The 15,039-nt window shown below is 39.7% G+C and carries 13 protein-coding genes, 1 tRNA gene and 1 pseudogene; 8 read left to right on the top strand and 7 right to left on the bottom strand.

Going from position 1 to position 15,039, the window contains the following annotated elements; translation table 11 throughout:
- Positions 1-153: 153 nt before the first annotated feature.
- Positions 154-1,383: pseudogene (locus DY109_RS03020) on the bottom strand (radical SAM protein); the annotation flags it as partial.
- 170 nt (positions 1,384-1,553) lie between these two features.
- Positions 1,554-2,663 (bottom strand): pyridoxal-phosphate-dependent aminotransferase family protein, encoded by a 1,110-nt coding sequence (locus DY109_RS03015; RefSeq protein ID WP_023947435.1) that lies wholly within the window; start codon positions 2,661-2,663, stop codon positions 1,554-1,556.
- Positions 2,664-2,826: 163 nt separating this feature from the next.
- Between DY109_RS03015 and DY109_RS03010 the strand changes: the two genes are divergently transcribed.
- The 5 genes from DY109_RS03010 (at position 2,827) to DY109_RS02990 (ending at position 9,169) form a co-directional block, all read left to right on the top strand.
- A complete protein-coding gene (locus DY109_RS03010) occupies positions 2,827-3,573 on the top strand; it encodes a carbonic anhydrase (RefSeq protein ID WP_023947437.1) in 747 nt (248 codons plus the stop codon).
- A 90-nt stretch (positions 3,574-3,663) separates the two neighbouring features.
- On the top strand, positions 3,664-4,443 hold the full coding sequence (thiE, locus tag DY109_RS03005) for a thiamine phosphate synthase (protein WP_023947439.1): 780 nt from the start codon (positions 3,664-3,666) through the stop codon (positions 4,441-4,443).
- A 257-nt stretch (positions 4,444-4,700) separates the two neighbouring features.
- Positions 4,701-6,263: a mechanosensitive ion channel family protein gene (locus tag DY109_RS03000; protein ID WP_051404623.1), complete on the top strand. Its 1,563-nt coding sequence runs from the start codon at positions 4,701-4,703 to the stop codon at positions 6,261-6,263.
- Positions 6,253-7,515: a tRNA (N(6)-L-threonylcarbamoyladenosine(37)-C(2))-methylthiotransferase MtaB gene (mtaB, locus tag DY109_RS02995; RefSeq protein ID WP_034549435.1), complete on the top strand. Its 1,263-nt coding sequence runs from the start codon at positions 6,253-6,255 to the stop codon at positions 7,513-7,515. Before DY109_RS03000 ends, mtaB begins: the two co-directional genes overlap by 11 nt.
- Positions 7,502-9,169, top strand: a complete 1,668-nt coding sequence (locus DY109_RS02990) for an AAA family ATPase (RefSeq protein ID WP_023947445.1) — start codon at positions 7,502-7,504, stop codon at positions 9,167-9,169. Before mtaB ends, DY109_RS02990 begins: the two co-directional genes overlap by 14 nt.
- A 199-nt stretch (positions 9,170-9,368) precedes the next feature.
- Here the strand turns inward: DY109_RS02990 and DY109_RS02985 are convergent, their stop codons facing one another.
- The gene (locus tag DY109_RS02985; RefSeq protein ID WP_023947446.1) at positions 9,369-9,695 is read right to left on the bottom strand and encodes a YnfA family protein; all 327 of its coding nucleotides are present in this window, start codon (positions 9,693-9,695) and stop codon (positions 9,369-9,371) included.
- On the bottom strand, positions 9,695-10,453 hold the full coding sequence (locus DY109_RS02980; protein ID WP_023947447.1) for an exodeoxyribonuclease III: 759 nt from the start codon (positions 10,451-10,453) through the stop codon (positions 9,695-9,697). The genes DY109_RS02985 and DY109_RS02980 overlap by 1 nt, the downstream gene beginning before the upstream one ends.
- A 370-nt stretch (positions 10,454-10,823) precedes the next feature.
- Here DY109_RS02980 and DY109_RS02975 point away from each other — a divergent pair.
- The 3 genes from DY109_RS02975 to DY109_RS02965 all read left to right on the top strand — a co-directional run bounded on the left by DY109_RS02975 (position 10,824) and on the right by DY109_RS02965 (position 11,670).
- Positions 10,824-10,899 (top strand) — tRNA-Phe (locus DY109_RS02975).
- A gap of 111 nt (positions 10,900-11,010) precedes the next feature.
- Positions 11,011-11,310 carry a hypothetical protein gene (locus DY109_RS02970; protein ID WP_023947448.1) on the top strand — a complete coding sequence of 100 codons (300 nt, stop codon included), beginning with the start codon at positions 11,011-11,013 and terminating at the stop codon, positions 11,308-11,310.
- 3 nt (positions 11,311-11,313) lie between these two features.
- Positions 11,314-11,670, top strand: coding sequence for a hypothetical protein (locus tag DY109_RS02965; protein WP_023947449.1), 357 nt, complete (start codon positions 11,314-11,316; stop codon positions 11,668-11,670).
- A gap of 176 nt (positions 11,671-11,846) precedes the next feature.
- Here DY109_RS02965 and DY109_RS02960 read toward each other — a convergent pair whose 3' ends face one another.
- Genes DY109_RS02960 through DY109_RS02950 form a run of 3 tightly spaced genes read right to left on the bottom strand, consistent with a single transcriptional unit; the run spans position 11,847 to position 15,037 of the window.
- Positions 11,847-12,086, bottom strand: a complete 240-nt coding sequence (locus tag DY109_RS02960) for a DUF2443 family protein (RefSeq protein ID WP_023947451.1) — start codon at positions 12,084-12,086, stop codon at positions 11,847-11,849.
- 22 nt (positions 12,087-12,108) lie between these two features.
- Positions 12,109-13,074: a KpsF/GutQ family sugar-phosphate isomerase gene (locus tag DY109_RS02955; protein ID WP_023947452.1), complete on the bottom strand. Its 966-nt coding sequence runs from the start codon at positions 13,072-13,074 to the stop codon at positions 12,109-12,111.
- Positions 13,075-13,084: 10 nt separating this feature from the next.
- The gene (locus DY109_RS02950; RefSeq protein ID WP_023947453.1) at positions 13,085-15,037 is read right to left on the bottom strand and encodes a ribonuclease J; all 1,953 of its coding nucleotides are present in this window, start codon (positions 15,035-15,037) and stop codon (positions 13,085-13,087) included.
- Between the last annotated feature and the right edge of the window lie 2 nt (positions 15,038-15,039).

Here is a 15,039-nt window from a genome sequence, read left to right as displayed (position 1 = left end):
TTGGGCTTTGAGAATCTTATTGAGTGTGTTTAGGCGGGCATTTGTGGTTTTGGCAGGGATTTTGTCTTCCATCATGTCAGCAAGTGTGCCTTCTTCAGAGGAGAACGCAAAAAGATTAAGCTGATGAAACAACCCCTCGCGGACAAAATCGCATAATTCCTCAAATTCGCGCTCACTCTCGCCCGGGTGTCCGATGATAAATGTGCTTCGCAAAAACGCGTTTGGGGCTTGCTTCATAAGCGCGATAAGCTGCAAAATATCTTTTTTGCCGCCACCTCTCTTCATACGTTTAAGCATAGAATCTGAAATGTGCTGGATTGGCATATCGAAGTAATTTTGGATAATAGGAGAATCTATGATAGACTCTATGAGTTTGGGCGATGTGGTGCTTGGGTAGAGGTAGTGGATTCTGGCATTTTTGGCGATGTTTTGAGAATCTATGGCTTTGATGAGCGCACTTAAGCCATCTTTGAGCCCAAAGTCGCGCAAATACGAGCTAGAATCTTGCGCGATAAAGCTAAAGTCTCTAAATCCTTGCGCGCTTAAGAGTTCGATTTCTTTGAGGATAGATTCTATGCTTCTTGATTGGAGTTTGCCCTTAAAGCTTGGAATCGAGCAAAAAGAGCAGGATTGATTGCAACCTTCAGAGAGCTTGATATATGCGTGGATAGATGAGCCTGTGATGACTCTTTTGTCAGATTCTGTGGCAAGAAAGACTTTGTTATTTGTCGAGAAATTTTTAGTAGTGGAGTTTGTGGCAGAGGAGTTTGTGGTAGAAAAATTTTTGATTGCAATGTTGCGTGATATAGGGCTTTGTGGATTCTGCAAGGATTTTAGATTCTGCGGGGTTGTTGAGTTTGGCGGAGTTTTTAGATTCTGTGGGTTTGGCGGTTGCAAGGATTGCAAAATATGCGCTCCTTGTGCTTTTCTGTCGTTATTAGCGTTTGTAGATAGATTTGTAGAAATATGTGCGGGGGTATTTTTGGTTTTGGTAGTGTGCGCAGAAGTGGCAAAAGCAAAGCCCTTTTGGGCGAGAAATGTATCGATTTTGTCATAATCTCGCACGCCGATTAAAATATCAATCTCTGGCATTTGCTCCTCAAGCTCTTTTTGGTAACGTTCACTCAAGCACCCGCTCACAACCAAAATCGCATTTTTGCTTTTTTGCTTTGCGGCATTGAGGATTGTTTGGATACTTTCTTGTTTGGCAGATTGGATAAATCCGCAGGTATTGATGATGATAATATCAGCCTGCGCGATGTGCGGGGTGAGCTCGTATTCTTGTAGTCTGCCAAGCATTACCTCGCTATCGACAAGATTTTTGGTGCAACCAAGCGAGATGAGATGAAGTTTTGGGTTTGTTTGCTGGCTAGATTCTGACATTTGAGAATCTAAAGCAGGAGAATCTGAAGTGTGAGAATCTGAAGTGTGAGAATCTGAAGTGTGAGAATCTGAAGTGTGAGAATCTAGCGCGCCGGAATCTAAAGATTTTGAAATGTTAGATTTTGGCACATTAGTTTTTGGTGTGCTTGATTTTGAATGAATTGTTGGCATTAGCTTTTGTAATAAGAATCCAAAAATACTTTATTGGCACTGCCATCAAATGCCCTGATATGAAGCACATCAAGGCTTAGCTCTACCGCATTGACAACCCACGTAGCCTCATAAATTGGAATGATTCCCATGTGATTGATACGAAAGATTTTTTCTTTGAGATGATCTTGACCGGCGGCGACATTCACATCAAATGTTTTGAGCGTGCTTCGTATGTTTGCAGCATTTGCTTCATCATAGATTGTCGTCATCGCAAGGGCTTTTTCTTTGGGGTAAATACGAAGCCCTAAAGATTCTAACGCGCTTTGTGTGGCAATAGAGAGCTTTTTTGTGTGTACGTAGAGATTTTGGATTCCGCCATTTTTGGCTACAAGATCAAAAAACGCCACAAGTCCGATGATAATGGTTGTCGGTGCAGTCCAAGCGGTTGTGTTTTTGCGCTGATTTTTAAGCTCGGTAGCAAGATTAAAATACAGCCCTACATTGCGCTCTTCTATGATGTCTATGGCATATTGTGAAAGCCCGATGATACTCATTCCCGGAGGCAGCATAAAGGCTTTTTGGCTTCCGCCAATGAGCGCGTCGATGTGCGTTGTATCGATAGGCTCAACACCCATTGCAGTGATCGCATCAGCGATGACTATGATATTTGGGTTAAAGGATTTGATAGCTTTTGCTATGTTTTCGACTGGGTGGCGCAATCCACCGGCAGATTCGCATATCTGGATAGCTACTGCATCGATTTGAGAATCGCTTTTTAGGGCTTCAAGCACCTCATCTACATTTGCTGGAGTATCCCATTGATGTGTGATTTCTGTGTTTGGAATCTTATGCGCTTTGGCAATTTTGCCCCATCGCTCGCCAAATTTACCGCAATTTATGCTTAAAAGCTTGGATTTGCATAAACTTAGAACGCCTGCCTCCATAGCACCACTTCCGCTACTTGCAAGCATAAGCACTTCAGGCAATCCTAAAAGTGCTTTTAGCTCCTCTCGTGCTTTTGCAAAAATCGCTTCAAATTCTTTTGTCCTGTGATGTATGGTTGGCAGAGCCATTGCTTGTCGCAAGGATTCTGGAACGGGTGTTGGTCCGGGTGTGAAAAGTAGCATATTGCCTCCTTTTTAAATGCGAGATTATACCTAAAACACTTTAAAATCATATTATGCTTTGTGTAACTTCACAATTTATTCAAAAATTTGGAAATATTTTATTGTGCTTTAATATAAAAGGGTTTAGTATTTTAACTTTTAGTCAAGAATAAAAGGAGTAAATATGAAAAATACAAAAAAATTACATGTAATGGGTGCAATTATCTGCGGTTTGCTAAGTTTTGGATATGCGGAGGAGCATAAGCATTGGTCGTATGATGAGGTATCAAAATGGGGTGATATTGCAAATGAATTTCACGCGTGCAAATATGGCAAATACCAATCGCCAATCAACATAGAATCTCAAAACATAATCCCTGCAAAAAGCAAAAATAATCTGCATTTTAGCTATCTCAATAATACCGCCCAAAATGTCGTGAATAACGGGCATTCTATACAGGTGAATTTCAAAAGTGGCTCAAGCTTTACACTGCAAAATACAAAATTTGAGCTCGTGCAAGTGCATTTTCATACGCCATCAGAATACACAATCGACAATAAGCATTACCCAATGGTAGCGCATCTTGTGCATAAAAGTAGCGATGGGCAAATGCTTGTGGTGGCTGTGATGTTTCAAGAAGGAAAGCAGAATCCAACAATCCAACAAATCTGGGATAAAATGCCTCAAAAAAGCGGAGAAACAAATAATATAGAAGTGGTGGATATTGCAAATCTAGTCAAAAGCAATGCCCCATATTATCGCCTTGATGGTTCTTTGACAACGCCACCTTGCACAGAGGGCGTGATTTGGATTATTCCAAAAGAGCCCATGAGTGCCTCAAAAGATCAAATAGAGCAATTTACAAACATTATAGGCAAAAACAATCGCCCCGTACAACAAGCCAATGGACGCGTGATTATTGAGGATTAGGATTTAGGTGCTTATAATCTTAAGATGTGGATTGTAATGGGCTATGGAGGCTATGTGTAATGAGAATGAGATTGCCTAAGAGATTGTCTAATGCCAGAATCTAGCCCAAAAGCCCTGCCCTTAAGCCTTTATCTTGTCGCTACTCAAGGCGATAGAAGCCAAGAGGAGTTTCTCTCTATCATCAAACAAGCCATTGAGGGCGGTGTGGATATTATTCAGCTTCGAGAAAAGCATTTAAGCAGCAAGGCGTTTTATCATCTTGCGACAAAAGTAAAGATTCTGTGCGATAGATTCCAGATTCCATTACTCATCAATGACAGAATCGATATCGCTTTAGCGTGCAATGCTAGTGGCGTGCATATCGGGCAAGATGATATGCCCTTATCCGTGGCGCGTAGGATTCTAGGAGATGACAAGATCATCGGGCTTAGCGTGAGAGAGCCAAAGCATCTGAGTGATTTGCAAAAGAGTGGTGATATTGGCAGTGTGGATTATTTGGGTGTAGGTGCAGTGCGAGCGACAACAAGCAAAAATGATAGTGCTGTTATCGGTATAAATGGACTCAAAAGCATAATACATCAAGCCTCACAGATTCTGCGCGCTTCACAAATGACTTCACAAGATCCGCAAGATTTTATTTTTCAGAATCCACAGAATCTAAAAGCCTTGCAGAATCTACAAGAGCCCAGCACTTCTCACACCCATCGCACTTTTTTGCCTGTGGTGGCTATCGGCGGAATAGATAGAGATATTATCACCGATCTTCGCGGGATCGGGCTAAGTGGAATCGCTGTTGTTAGAGCGATTATGGATTCTAGCGATCCAAAGAGGGCAGCTTGTGATTTAAAAAAGGCTTTTTTGGATAAATAAACCAAAATAAATCATATTCTTATCTTTGTATAAATTTGTCGCTGTAAATAAGCTATAATGCTACAACCAAAGTGATAATTCTTAAGTGTGGAAATTCTCAAGTCAAAATCCTTAAATCCAATTAAGAATAAGTTTGCCAAGATAAATGAGTATTGAATGAGGTTTATCAAGTGAAAATAACAAATGCAAGTTTTTATGTTGTGTGTGTGTGCTGTTTGTGTGGAGTATTAAGCGCAGCAAAGATAGATGAAAGCCCTATGCAAATATCACCAAATCCGCTTGCCAAAAATCTAAGGACACAGATTGAGAATATAGATTCTGCATTGCAAAAAAATGATAGCGTATGGCTTAAGAGATACACAAACTACACAGAATACCATACCATATCAAATCAGATTGATAAAATCAAAGACGATCTCAAAAATATCGATAGCTCAAATCCGCAAAGCTTGCAACTCATCGTAGAAAAAAAGCACATACTTGAGACTTTAGAAAAACAGCTTGATATTCTTAAAGACTACAAAGACAATCCATTTCAAGATCTCATACAAAAACCAGAAATTCCAGAACCACCAATCATCAGTAATCCTTTGATTATTTTTAGTGGTATTTCTTACATCAAAAATCTCCAAACCCAGCGCAATACACTAGAATCTACAAAAAACAGCCTCAATGGCGTTATGGCACTTGTCAATAATAAATACAATCTCTTGATTGAGCTTTCTAAGGTTGATAAATCGCCAACAATTATCGAAGATATTTATTCTGTGCAGATTGAGCTTTTGGAGTTTCAAGGCGCGCATAATATCCTCTCAACAACAATTGATATTTATAACAAAAAATATGATGAGGTGTATGGGCAAATTTATAGCGGAATCAAGACGCAAATCCTAAAGCTTGGCTATATTGGTATGGCGGTTTTGATTAGTATTGGGCTTGCGTTGCTGCTAAAAATCATCGTGCGTCGCTATATCAAAGATAATGAGCGCACATATACTTTTAGTAAGGTGATTAATTTTTTTAATATCACAATCATCGTGCTTATTTTGCTCTTTAGCTATATGGAAAATGTAACTTATGTCGTTGCGGTGCTAGGTTTTGCTTCAGCGGGCTTGGCTATTGCGATGAAAGATTTATTTATGAGCGTGCTTGGCTGGATTGTGATTGTGATTGGTGGGAGTATCCATGTAGGCGATAGGATTAGGGTTGAAAAAGATGGCTCAATTTATATCGGCGATGTGCTTGATATTTCTATGCTTCGTATCACAATCCATGAAGATATTACACTCACAAGCTATATGACTAATAGACGCGCAGGAAGAATTATTTTTATACCAAATAATTATATTTTCACAATGATGATCGCAAACTACACACATGGTGGAATGAGAACTGTTTGGGACGGGATAGATTTTAGCATTACATTTGATTCTAATTACCAAAAAGCTGTCAAAATCGCCACAGAAGTGGCTATTAAATATTCCAAAGGCTACACACAAGTAACAAAAAAACAACTCCGCAAAATGCGCGATAAATATTCATTGCGTAATTCTAACACAGAGCCTCGAACTTATAGCTTTATCGAGCCAAATGGGATCAAAATCTCAGTATGGTATCAGACAAATTCTTATGCTACATTATCATTGCGATCGACTATTTCTTTGGAGATTATGCAGCTTATTTTAAAAGAGCCTGATATATTCATCGCATATGATACGACAAAATTTGTCCAAACTCCAAATGATGGCTTTGGTAATAAAGACATTACAAAACGAGCAATCGCCACAGATACTCAAGACAATAAGGATAATGATGTCTAAGCAAAAAGTATTTTTTAAGACTTTTGGCTGTCGCACTAATCTTTATGATACACAAGTGATGCGCGAGAATCTTAGTGATTTTGAATGCACGCAGAGCGAACAAGAAGCACAGATTGTGGTTGTGAATTCTTGCACGGTAACAAATGGCGCAGATTCTGGGGTGCGTAATTATATTAGAAAAGCACACAACGATGGCAAGAGGGTGATATTTGCAGGCTGTGGGGTCAAAACACAAGGCAGGGCACTTTTTGAAAATCATCTTGTCAGTGGGGTTTTGGGACATAGCCATAAGGAGAATCTCAATCGCGCATTGCTTTTAAATGAGCGGTTTTTTTATGAAGACAGGCTTGAAGAGAGGCATTTAGATTCTACGATTATTAGCGAATTTGTCGGCAAGTCTCGAGCATTTATCAAGATCCAAGAGGGCTGTGATTTTGCGTGTAGTTATTGTATTATTCCTTCAGTGCGAGGAGCGGCGCGAAGTTATGATATGCGACAGATTATTAAGCAAGTTGAGATTCTAGTAGAGAAAGGTGTGCTTGAGATTGTGCTTACAGGGACAAATGTCGGAAGCTATGGGAGGGATAAAAAAAGTAGTATTACTGCATTGCTTAGAGAGCTTTTTAGGATTAAACAACTCAAAAGAATCCGCATAGGAAGCCTTGAGCCAAGCCAAATTGACGAGGAGTTTTTCACGCTTTTAGGACATGAAAAGCTTGAGAAGCATTTGCATATCGCGTTACAATACACGCAAAATGAGATTCTAGCCAAAATGAATAGAATCAATCGCGTAGAGAGTGATTTTTTGCTTTTGGAGCGCATTGCAAAACTAGGTTATGCGATTGGGACGGACTTTATCGTAGGACACCCGGGTGAGAGCGAGCAAATATGGCAAGAAGCACTAGAAAATGCAAAATATTTGCCACTCACACATATTCATCCGTTTGTGTATTCGGTGCGCGATGGCACGCCTTCAGCTCTTATGAGCCCAAAAGTGCGCGGAGATGAGGCAAAGCAAAGATTGCATGCATTAAGCGAATGTATCAAAGCCAAGAATCTTGCATTTAGACAAGCACACAAAGCCCAAAATAAACCGCTTTGGATTCTGCTTGAGAAACAAATTGGCGATTGTTATTATGGATTAGATGAATTTTTTAATAAGATTGTTATAGAATCAAATGCGCGACTTCCGCAGTGGTTTTGCCTAGAAAAATACGAGGTGCAGGAGGATATGAATTATGCCAAAATCTAAGCATCTTTTAGTCGTTATTATCGGGTGCATTATTTTGCTTATTTTGAGTGCTGTTTTGGTCTTGCGTGATAGCTCACAGATTGTTTCAGCTGATAAATTTCAAAAAATTTTACAAACCAATGAGATAAATAAAGTATATATACGAGGTGAATATTTTTATCTAGAATCTTATAATAAGTTTGGCGATGAATTTTTTTATCGAGTGCCAAAATCGCAGATAAATCCAAATATGCCCAAGCTTGCCGAGCTGCCAATCGAAGTAAAGTCAAATATTACATGGGTATTTTTCTTGGTTATAGTTTTTGTGGTTGTTGTAATTGTGTATTTTATCGCGCGTTATATATTGTCGTATCAGCCTAAAGTTACTTCACCTATCTCTTCTATGTCAAATTCCATAGAATCTAGAATCCAACCGATACATTCACATATTACCTTTAGAGATGTAGCTGGGATCAAAGAAGCAAAAGAGGAGCTTTTGGAGATTGTGGATTTTCTCAAAAACCCCTCTAAATACCAAAAACTTCATATCACTTTGCCAAAGGGTGTTTTGCTCTCTGGCGCGCCCGGAGTTGGCAAGACATTAATTGCCAAAGCGTTAGCAGGAGAATCTGGCGTGCCGTTTTTTTATCAAAGTGGCGCAAGCTTTGTTGAAATGTATGTGGGCGTGGGCGCAAAAAGAGTTCGAGAGCTTTTTAGTGTAGCAAAGGCTAGCGCGCCTTCTATTATTTTTATCGATGAAATTGATGCGATAGGCAAGAAGCGCGGACTAGAATCAAACAACAACGAGCGAGAAAGCACGCTCAATCAGCTTTTGATGGAGATGGACGGATTTAGCGATAATAGTGGTGTGATTGTCATTGGTGCGACAAATCATATAGAAGCACTTGATAGCGCGCTTTTGCGAAGTGGGAGATTTGATAGGCGGATTTTTATTGAGCTACCAAATCTTACGGAGCGAAAAGAAATGCTTGAGATGTATTTGCGCGATAAACCACACCAAATCGACACACAAGAAATCACACAAAAAACTTCAGGCTTTAGCGGAGCGATGATCGCTACGCTTGTCAATGAAGCAGCACTTTGTGCGGTGCGAGCAAATAGCAAAGTCTTGCGTGATGTGGATTTTGAGGCGGTGTATAGCAAAATCTCTCATGGGACGCGGAGATTGCCGTTTTTGGACGATGAGGCTAAATGCGTCTATGCGCTTTATCAGGCGAGCAAGATTGATTATGCGATTACGCATGGGCTGTCTTTGGAGAAGGCTTCGCTTTTTGAGACAAATATCGCGAGGATAGATAAGAGCAATCTCGCGACTATAAACAATGCGAAACTAGAATCTCATATCGGATTTTATATCGTTGGCAATGAGGCTTTGAGGGGAAATTTTGGTTTGGGCTATGGGCTGTTTGCCCAAGATTTAGCAGAATCTAAAAGGCTTATACAGCTTGGCTTTGAGTGTGGGCTATTTGAAAGCGATGAGCGCGATTTAAGCAATGCAAACGATTTGCAAAGCAATATAAGCACCAAATATATGGAGGTTAAAAACCATCTGAAATTTTATGTCGCATTGCATTCAAAGCAAATACAGCAGATAGAAAAAGTGCTTCTTCAAGAGGAAAAGTTTGAGGAAAAAAGTTTGATTGATAAAGTCTAGAATCTAGGAGGTTTATTTATTCTGAGTGAGGGGCAATCGCTGACCGAAGAATCTAGGAGGAGTTGTTATCATAAGACTTTAAAGCCAAAGTAAAGCATTTATAATAGATGAAATAGATTTAGATTCTGAATTTGCTTAAATAACAGCAAAGATTCTTGCTCTTAGATTCTATGTGTGCGAGAATCTAGCGAGCAAAAATCTAGTCGCGTGGCATATACATAATGATACCAACCCCAAAAAGTGCGATAAATGCGCCTATCATATCCCATTTATCGGGCTTAAAATCATCAAACCACATAGCCCACAAAATAGAAAACGCAATAAAAATGCCCCCATAAGTCGCATACACGCGCCCAAATCCTTGAGCCTGAAAGGTAGCCACTATACCATAAAGAGTCAGCAAAATACAGCCACACAGCCCGATATAAAGCGGTTTGCCGCTTTTGAGCCAAAGCCAAACCAAATACCCGCCACCAACTTCCAAAAATGCACTAAGTATAAAAATCGCTAAAGATTTAAGAATCATTATGAAATATCAATCTCAAGCCCGACAGGACAATGATCGCTCCCCATTATCTCAGGATAGATTCTAGCGTCTTTGAGCCTAGAATCTAAAATCTGTGAGCACAAAAAGTAGTCAATCCGCCAGCCGGTGTTGTTCTCTCGCGCTTTGCCCATGTAGCTCCACCAGCTATATGCACCCTCTTTATCTGGGTAGAAGTAGCGGAAGGTATCTGTGAAGCCAGAATCTAAAAGTTTGCTAAATTTCTTGCGCTCCTCATCGGTGAAGCCTGCGTTCCTGCGGTTTGTCTTGGGGTTTTTGAGATCGATTTCTTTGTGTGCGACATTGAGATCGCCACAGATTACCACAGGCTTTGTTTTCTCGAGATTCTTGACAAACGCGCGGAAGTCATCTTCCCACTCCATACGATACTCTAGCCGCTCAAGCTCGCGCTTGCTGTTTGGCGTATAGACATTGACAAGATAGAAGTCCTTGTATTCAGCAGTGATGATGCGCCCCTCAAGGTCGTGGTGTGCGATACCCATATCATAGGAGACGCTTAAGGGCTTTGTCTTGCTAAAGATCGCCACGCCTGAGTAGCCTTTTTTTTGCGCGCTGTTCCAATACTCCTCATAGCGCGGGAAGTCAAAGCTTGCCTGATCGCGCTGCATCTTAGATTCTTGGATACAAAAGACATCAGCGTCAATGGCGTTAAAAAACTCCATAAAGCCCTTGTTCATACACGCGCGCAGACCATTGACATTCCATGATATAAGATTCATATTTTTCCTTTGTTTGAAAATCTAGATTCTAAATTCTAGCTTTTTAGTAGGTTTTGCGGATTGCTTCAGCTCTCTTAATTAGCGACGCACGAAAAGTAGTGACTCATTCGCTCACCTTGCAAAACCCCAAAATTTATTCAAAAATCTAGAATTTCTTTACACTGGTTTTATCATTTGCTTTTTGTGTTTGCATAGATTCTAGATTCTGCTTTGTATGTTTTGGAATCCTTGTAATTTGTATTTCACTAGAATCCATATTGTCTATCGTTAATTTTAAAGTCGCATTCTAACAGATTTTCATCGTTTAAGCAAATTTTTAAACAATCTTAGGCAAAATCCTATTTTTAAATCTTTTATCTCTCAAATATAAGGCTCGATAGCTCAGTCGGTAGAGCAGGAGACTGAAAATCTCCGTGTCGGTGGTTCGATTCCGCCTCGAGCCACCACTTTTTGTCTTTCATATCACTTTTTATTTTCATGATTTTGACTTTATATAGATTTTAAGCATTTATAGTATAGTATGAATCCATTTTATTTTTGATGATTGAGGAGATGTGATGAATATTTGCAAGCTTGCTATAAACCATGTATTATGTGTTGCTTTATTGTGTGGTAGCGCATTGGCATATAAATGCTCTGAGGATTTTTATTGTGAAGATGGGCGTTTGGGGATTGGAGGGTATTATTCAAGCTTTGGCTCTAATGCTGTAACTTCAGATAATGTAGGCGGGTATTTATCACTATCAGATGATCATTATTTCAAGTGGTTTTATTTTGGAGGTGTTGTTAGAGGTGGATATGGGGCTTCTTATCTTGATATGAAGCAAGGCGGTGCGTCCAAAAAAGACACAAATTAGCTTTTGGCTGTTGAGCCTCGTATCGGGATAAATCTTGGCTCTTTGAGAACACCGACTTTTATTTACTTTGCCATGCCTCTTGAATCTTATGATGTAGCACTTGATGATACAAATACGCGGTTTGCAAATTATATGTTTTTTATAGGTGGAGGTATTTTTAATCGCACCTTGCTAACGCAGACATTTGGACTAGAATCTAGAGTGAGCTTTACTACTAATGTGAGACATCGCTATTATGTATCCGATGCAAGGGCTAGCAAGAGATTTGATGGTAGTTATAGGATCGAGGCTTCTTTTGGAATATTGCGTAGAGGAAATGCTATGGCACAAGAGGTGCCAGCGAGCCAAAAGTATTTTTGAGACGCCGGATTTTTATATGAATCTTAAGGGTATTTATTATCATATGAATCCTATTGATACGCCCGCTTTTTATTATCCTACGACTCATAATTTCGTGCTTATGCTTGAGATTGGTATCGGGCTGAATCGACCTTTTGTATTATAGTTTGAGAGAGTGCCAAAGTAGTTGGATTTGATTAAAAAACAAGCATTTCGCGTTTGATTTTATTGAGTAAGTCGATTTGCTCTTTGAGTTTATCGACTTGTTCGTTTATCTGCCCCAAAACAGACATTTGCAAATGCTCGGGCATATCCATAGAGCCACGTTTAATCATAATATAATCCACAAAGCTGATTTTACCCATTCCAAGCAGAATCTGTATCTCATCTCGAATCTCTTCGATTCTAGCGATAATTTCATTGATTTTTTCAAACATAATTCTACTCCTTTTGCTTGTTTTAAGGTTTGATTCCTATGCTAATAAGCGTATGTATATGCACAGCACCTAAAATTTTATTGTTTTCATCGACAATGACTAAAAGCTGGATTTTGTTTTGCTCTATAAAATCTAGCGTTTGGCTTGCGAGCTGATCTTTGTTGGTGCATACTTTTGGGTTGTGTGTCGCAAAATGTAGTGCTGGCGCATTTACATCAAAATCATCACGCATCATTGCCCTTCGCAAATCTCCATCGCTTAGAACTGCTACAAGTGTATTATCTTTTGCGATTATTGCGTTGCCCAATCTTTTTTCACTCATAATGACAATTGCATCTTTGAGTGGAGTTTCTGGTGTGATGATCGGAAGGTTTGTTGTTTGCATAATATCTGAAATCTTGATAAAAAGCCTTTTGCCAAGACTTCCGCCGGGGTGGAGATTGCCAAAGTCTTTTTTACTGAAGCCTCGTGCCTTCATCAAGCACCCGGCCAAAGCATCACCCATTGCAAGCGTGAGCGTTGTTGAGCTCATCGGAGCTGTTTGGATCGGGCAAGCTTCTTTGGAGATAGCAATCGGCAGAAAATAATCCCCAAGCCGACTCAATGGAGAATCTATGGATTTACTCATCGTGATAGTGGCTTTGCTTAGACGTTTGAGATGAGGAAAAATCTCTAGAATCTCACTGCTTTCGCCACTATAACTGATAGCCAAAACAATATCTTCTTTTTGGATCATTCCTAAATCACCATGCAAGGCTTCTGTCGGGTGGAGAAAAAAGCTTGGTGTCCCAGTGCTAGCGAGTGTGGCGGCAATTTTTGCTCCGATATGACCACTTTTTCCTACTCCACACACGATGAGTTTGCCTTTAGATTCTAGGATTGCTGTGATGATTTTATCCCATTGGATTGTGCTACATTTTTTTGCAGAATCTAAAAGCTCTTTTGCTTCTTGCTCTAAAATCTCTTTGGCAATTTGACTATAATCCATTGTGTATCCATTATGCTGTGAAAATATGTGTAAGAATAATTGGATATTTTTTGATTTTTTTGAAAAGAAACTTTCGTATCAAATTGCGCACTTCGTTTTCAAGCAATTTTTTGTCATTAAGCGTTTCTTTTTTCATACTTCGGATAGCCATTTCAAGTGTGCCTTCTATCTCTTTGTGCGTTTCTTTTTGCTCTTTTGTGCTGACTACGCCGATTGTTTGAAGCTCTAGTGATCGGATTTTTTGCTCGTTTTTGTTGATAAATAAAACTATGCTAACCATTCCAGATTGTGCGAGATCATTTCGATCTTGGACTGTGAGATTATCGATTTCTTTATTGGCTTGATTATCGATAAAGATTTTGCCAGATTTTACATTACGCACTTTGCGCATATAGCTTGGATTGACCTCGATTTGATCGCCATCTTCCATAAGATATATGTTTTTTTCAAGCACCCCACATTTGATTGCAGTATCTTTGTGTTTGGCGACATGGTTGTATTCGCCATGCACAGGAAGGAAAAATTTTGGCTTAATCAAACGCAACATAAGTTTTTGCTCTTCTTGTGCGGCATGCCCGCTGACATGGATTTCGCTGAAATCTTGATATGCGACACTCGCTCCTGCTTTCATAAGAAAATTAAGCACCGCTGAGACTGAACCTTCATTGCCCGGAATGGCTTTGGCAGAAAGAATGATAAGATCGCTTGGTTTGATTTTGACATGGCGATGTTCATCAGTTGCCATTCTGTATAATGCGCTCATTGTCTCGCCTTGTGAGCCGGTAGTTACGATAAGCACTTCATTATCAGGGTATTTTTCAATCTCGTGTGCCTCGATAAAAATATTGCTTGGAAGATTAATATAGCCAAGCTCTCGTGCGATGTCGATATTTTTTTCCATTGATCGCCCTATGACAGAGACTTTTCTATTGTATTTGATACCATAAGTTATGGCTTGATAGACGCGGTGGATATTTGAGCTAAAGGTGCTCATAATCACTCTTCCGCTTGCGTTTTTAAATAGCGCATCAAATGTCGGTCCAACCACAGCTTCACTTTGCGTGCAACCGGTTTTGTGTGAATTGGTCGAATCACTTAAAAGTAGCATAACGCCCTGCTCGCCATAATGTGCGAGTCTGTGAAGATCAGTAGGAAGATTATCAATTGGTGTATGATCGATTTTGAAATCCCCAGTGTGTATGATGAGCCCAGCTTCTGTTTTGATAGCAAGTGCTGATGAGTCAATGATAGAGTGCGTGATGTGAATCCACTCAATCTCAAAATCTCCGATTTGAATGGGTTGGCGTTTTTGGACGACTCGAAAATATGATCGAAATTTTTTAAGTCCATGCTCATCAAATTTATTGCCAATCATTCCAAGAGCCAAAGGTGTCCCATAAAGCGGAAACTGCAATTCTTTGAATAAATATGGCACAGCTCCAATGTGATCTTCGTGTGCGTGAGTGATGACAACGCCAGCGATTTTGTCTTTGATGGTTTGCAAATAACTAAAATCAGGAATCAAAATATCCACTCCATGCATATTTTCTTCAGGAAAGCTCATTCCGACATCAATTATTATCGCAGAATTTTCTGTCTCCATTACCATCATATTTCCGCCGATTTCACCCAATCCACCAAGAGGAGTTATCCTTACTTTTGCTTTGGTGTTGAGATCAAGTTTGTTATGTGGATTGAGGCTGTTTTTTTGGATTCTAGTGTTGGTTTCAACGCCTTTTTTGAGATCTTTATGGAATGCAAGATTGCCTCTTTCATTGCTTCCTTGCACTTCTCTTGCGCCACTATGGGTTTGGCTTTGGGAATGTGGCTTTTTGTTTGGCCATTGTCTTTTTTGCGTAGGTTGCGCTTCTTTAGTTGTCTCTGTATGCTGAGAATCTGGCTTTTTAAATTTTGGACGAAAAAATCTTTTTTTTGGTTCGTTATTTTGGTTTGGTTCATTCATCG

The organism is Helicobacter fennelliae (assembly GCF_900451005.1).
Lineage (GTDB): Bacteria > Campylobacterota > Campylobacteria > Campylobacterales > Helicobacteraceae > Helicobacter_B > Helicobacter_B fennelliae.
The sequence above is the reverse complement of the archived record's forward strand: the minus strand, read 5'-3'. Positions and strand labels throughout refer to the sequence as shown.

Bases quoted from the DNA above. Each gene is read 5' to 3' on its own strand.
- DY109_RS03015 (WP_023947435.1), bottom strand. From the start codon at position 2,663: ATGCTACTTTTCACACCCGGACCAACACCCGTTCCAGAATCCTTGCGA.
- DY109_RS03010 (WP_023947437.1), top strand. From the start codon at position 2,827: ATGAAAAATACAAAAAAATTACATGTAATGGGTGCAATTATCTGCGGT.
- thiE (WP_023947439.1), top strand. From the start codon at position 3,664: ATGCCAGAATCTAGCCCAAAAGCCCTGCCCTTAAGCCTTTATCTTGTC.
- DY109_RS03000 (WP_051404623.1), top strand. From the start codon at position 4,701: ATGCAAATATCACCAAATCCGCTTGCCAAAAATCTAAGGACACAGATT.
- mtaB (WP_034549435.1), top strand. From the start codon at position 6,253: ATGATGTCTAAGCAAAAAGTATTTTTTAAGACTTTTGGCTGTCGCACT.
- DY109_RS02990 (WP_023947445.1), top strand. From the start codon at position 7,502: ATGCCAAAATCTAAGCATCTTTTAGTCGTTATTATCGGGTGCATTATT.
- DY109_RS02985 (WP_023947446.1), bottom strand. From the start codon at position 9,695: ATGATTCTTAAATCTTTAGCGATTTTTATACTTAGTGCATTTTTGGAA.
- DY109_RS02980 (WP_023947447.1), bottom strand. From the start codon at position 10,453: ATGAATCTTATATCATGGAATGTCAATGGTCTGCGCGCGTGTATGAAC.
- DY109_RS02970 (WP_023947448.1), top strand. From the start codon at position 11,011: ATGAATATTTGCAAGCTTGCTATAAACCATGTATTATGTGTTGCTTTA.
- DY109_RS02960 (WP_023947451.1), bottom strand. From the start codon at position 12,086: ATGTTTGAAAAAATCAATGAAATTATCGCTAGAATCGAAGAGATTCGA.
- DY109_RS02955 (WP_023947452.1), bottom strand. From the start codon at position 13,074: ATGGATTATAGTCAAATTGCCAAAGAGATTTTAGAGCAAGAAGCAAAA.
- DY109_RS02950 (WP_023947453.1), bottom strand. From the start codon at position 15,037: ATGAATGAACCAAACCAAAATAACGAACCAAAAAAAAGATTTTTTCGT.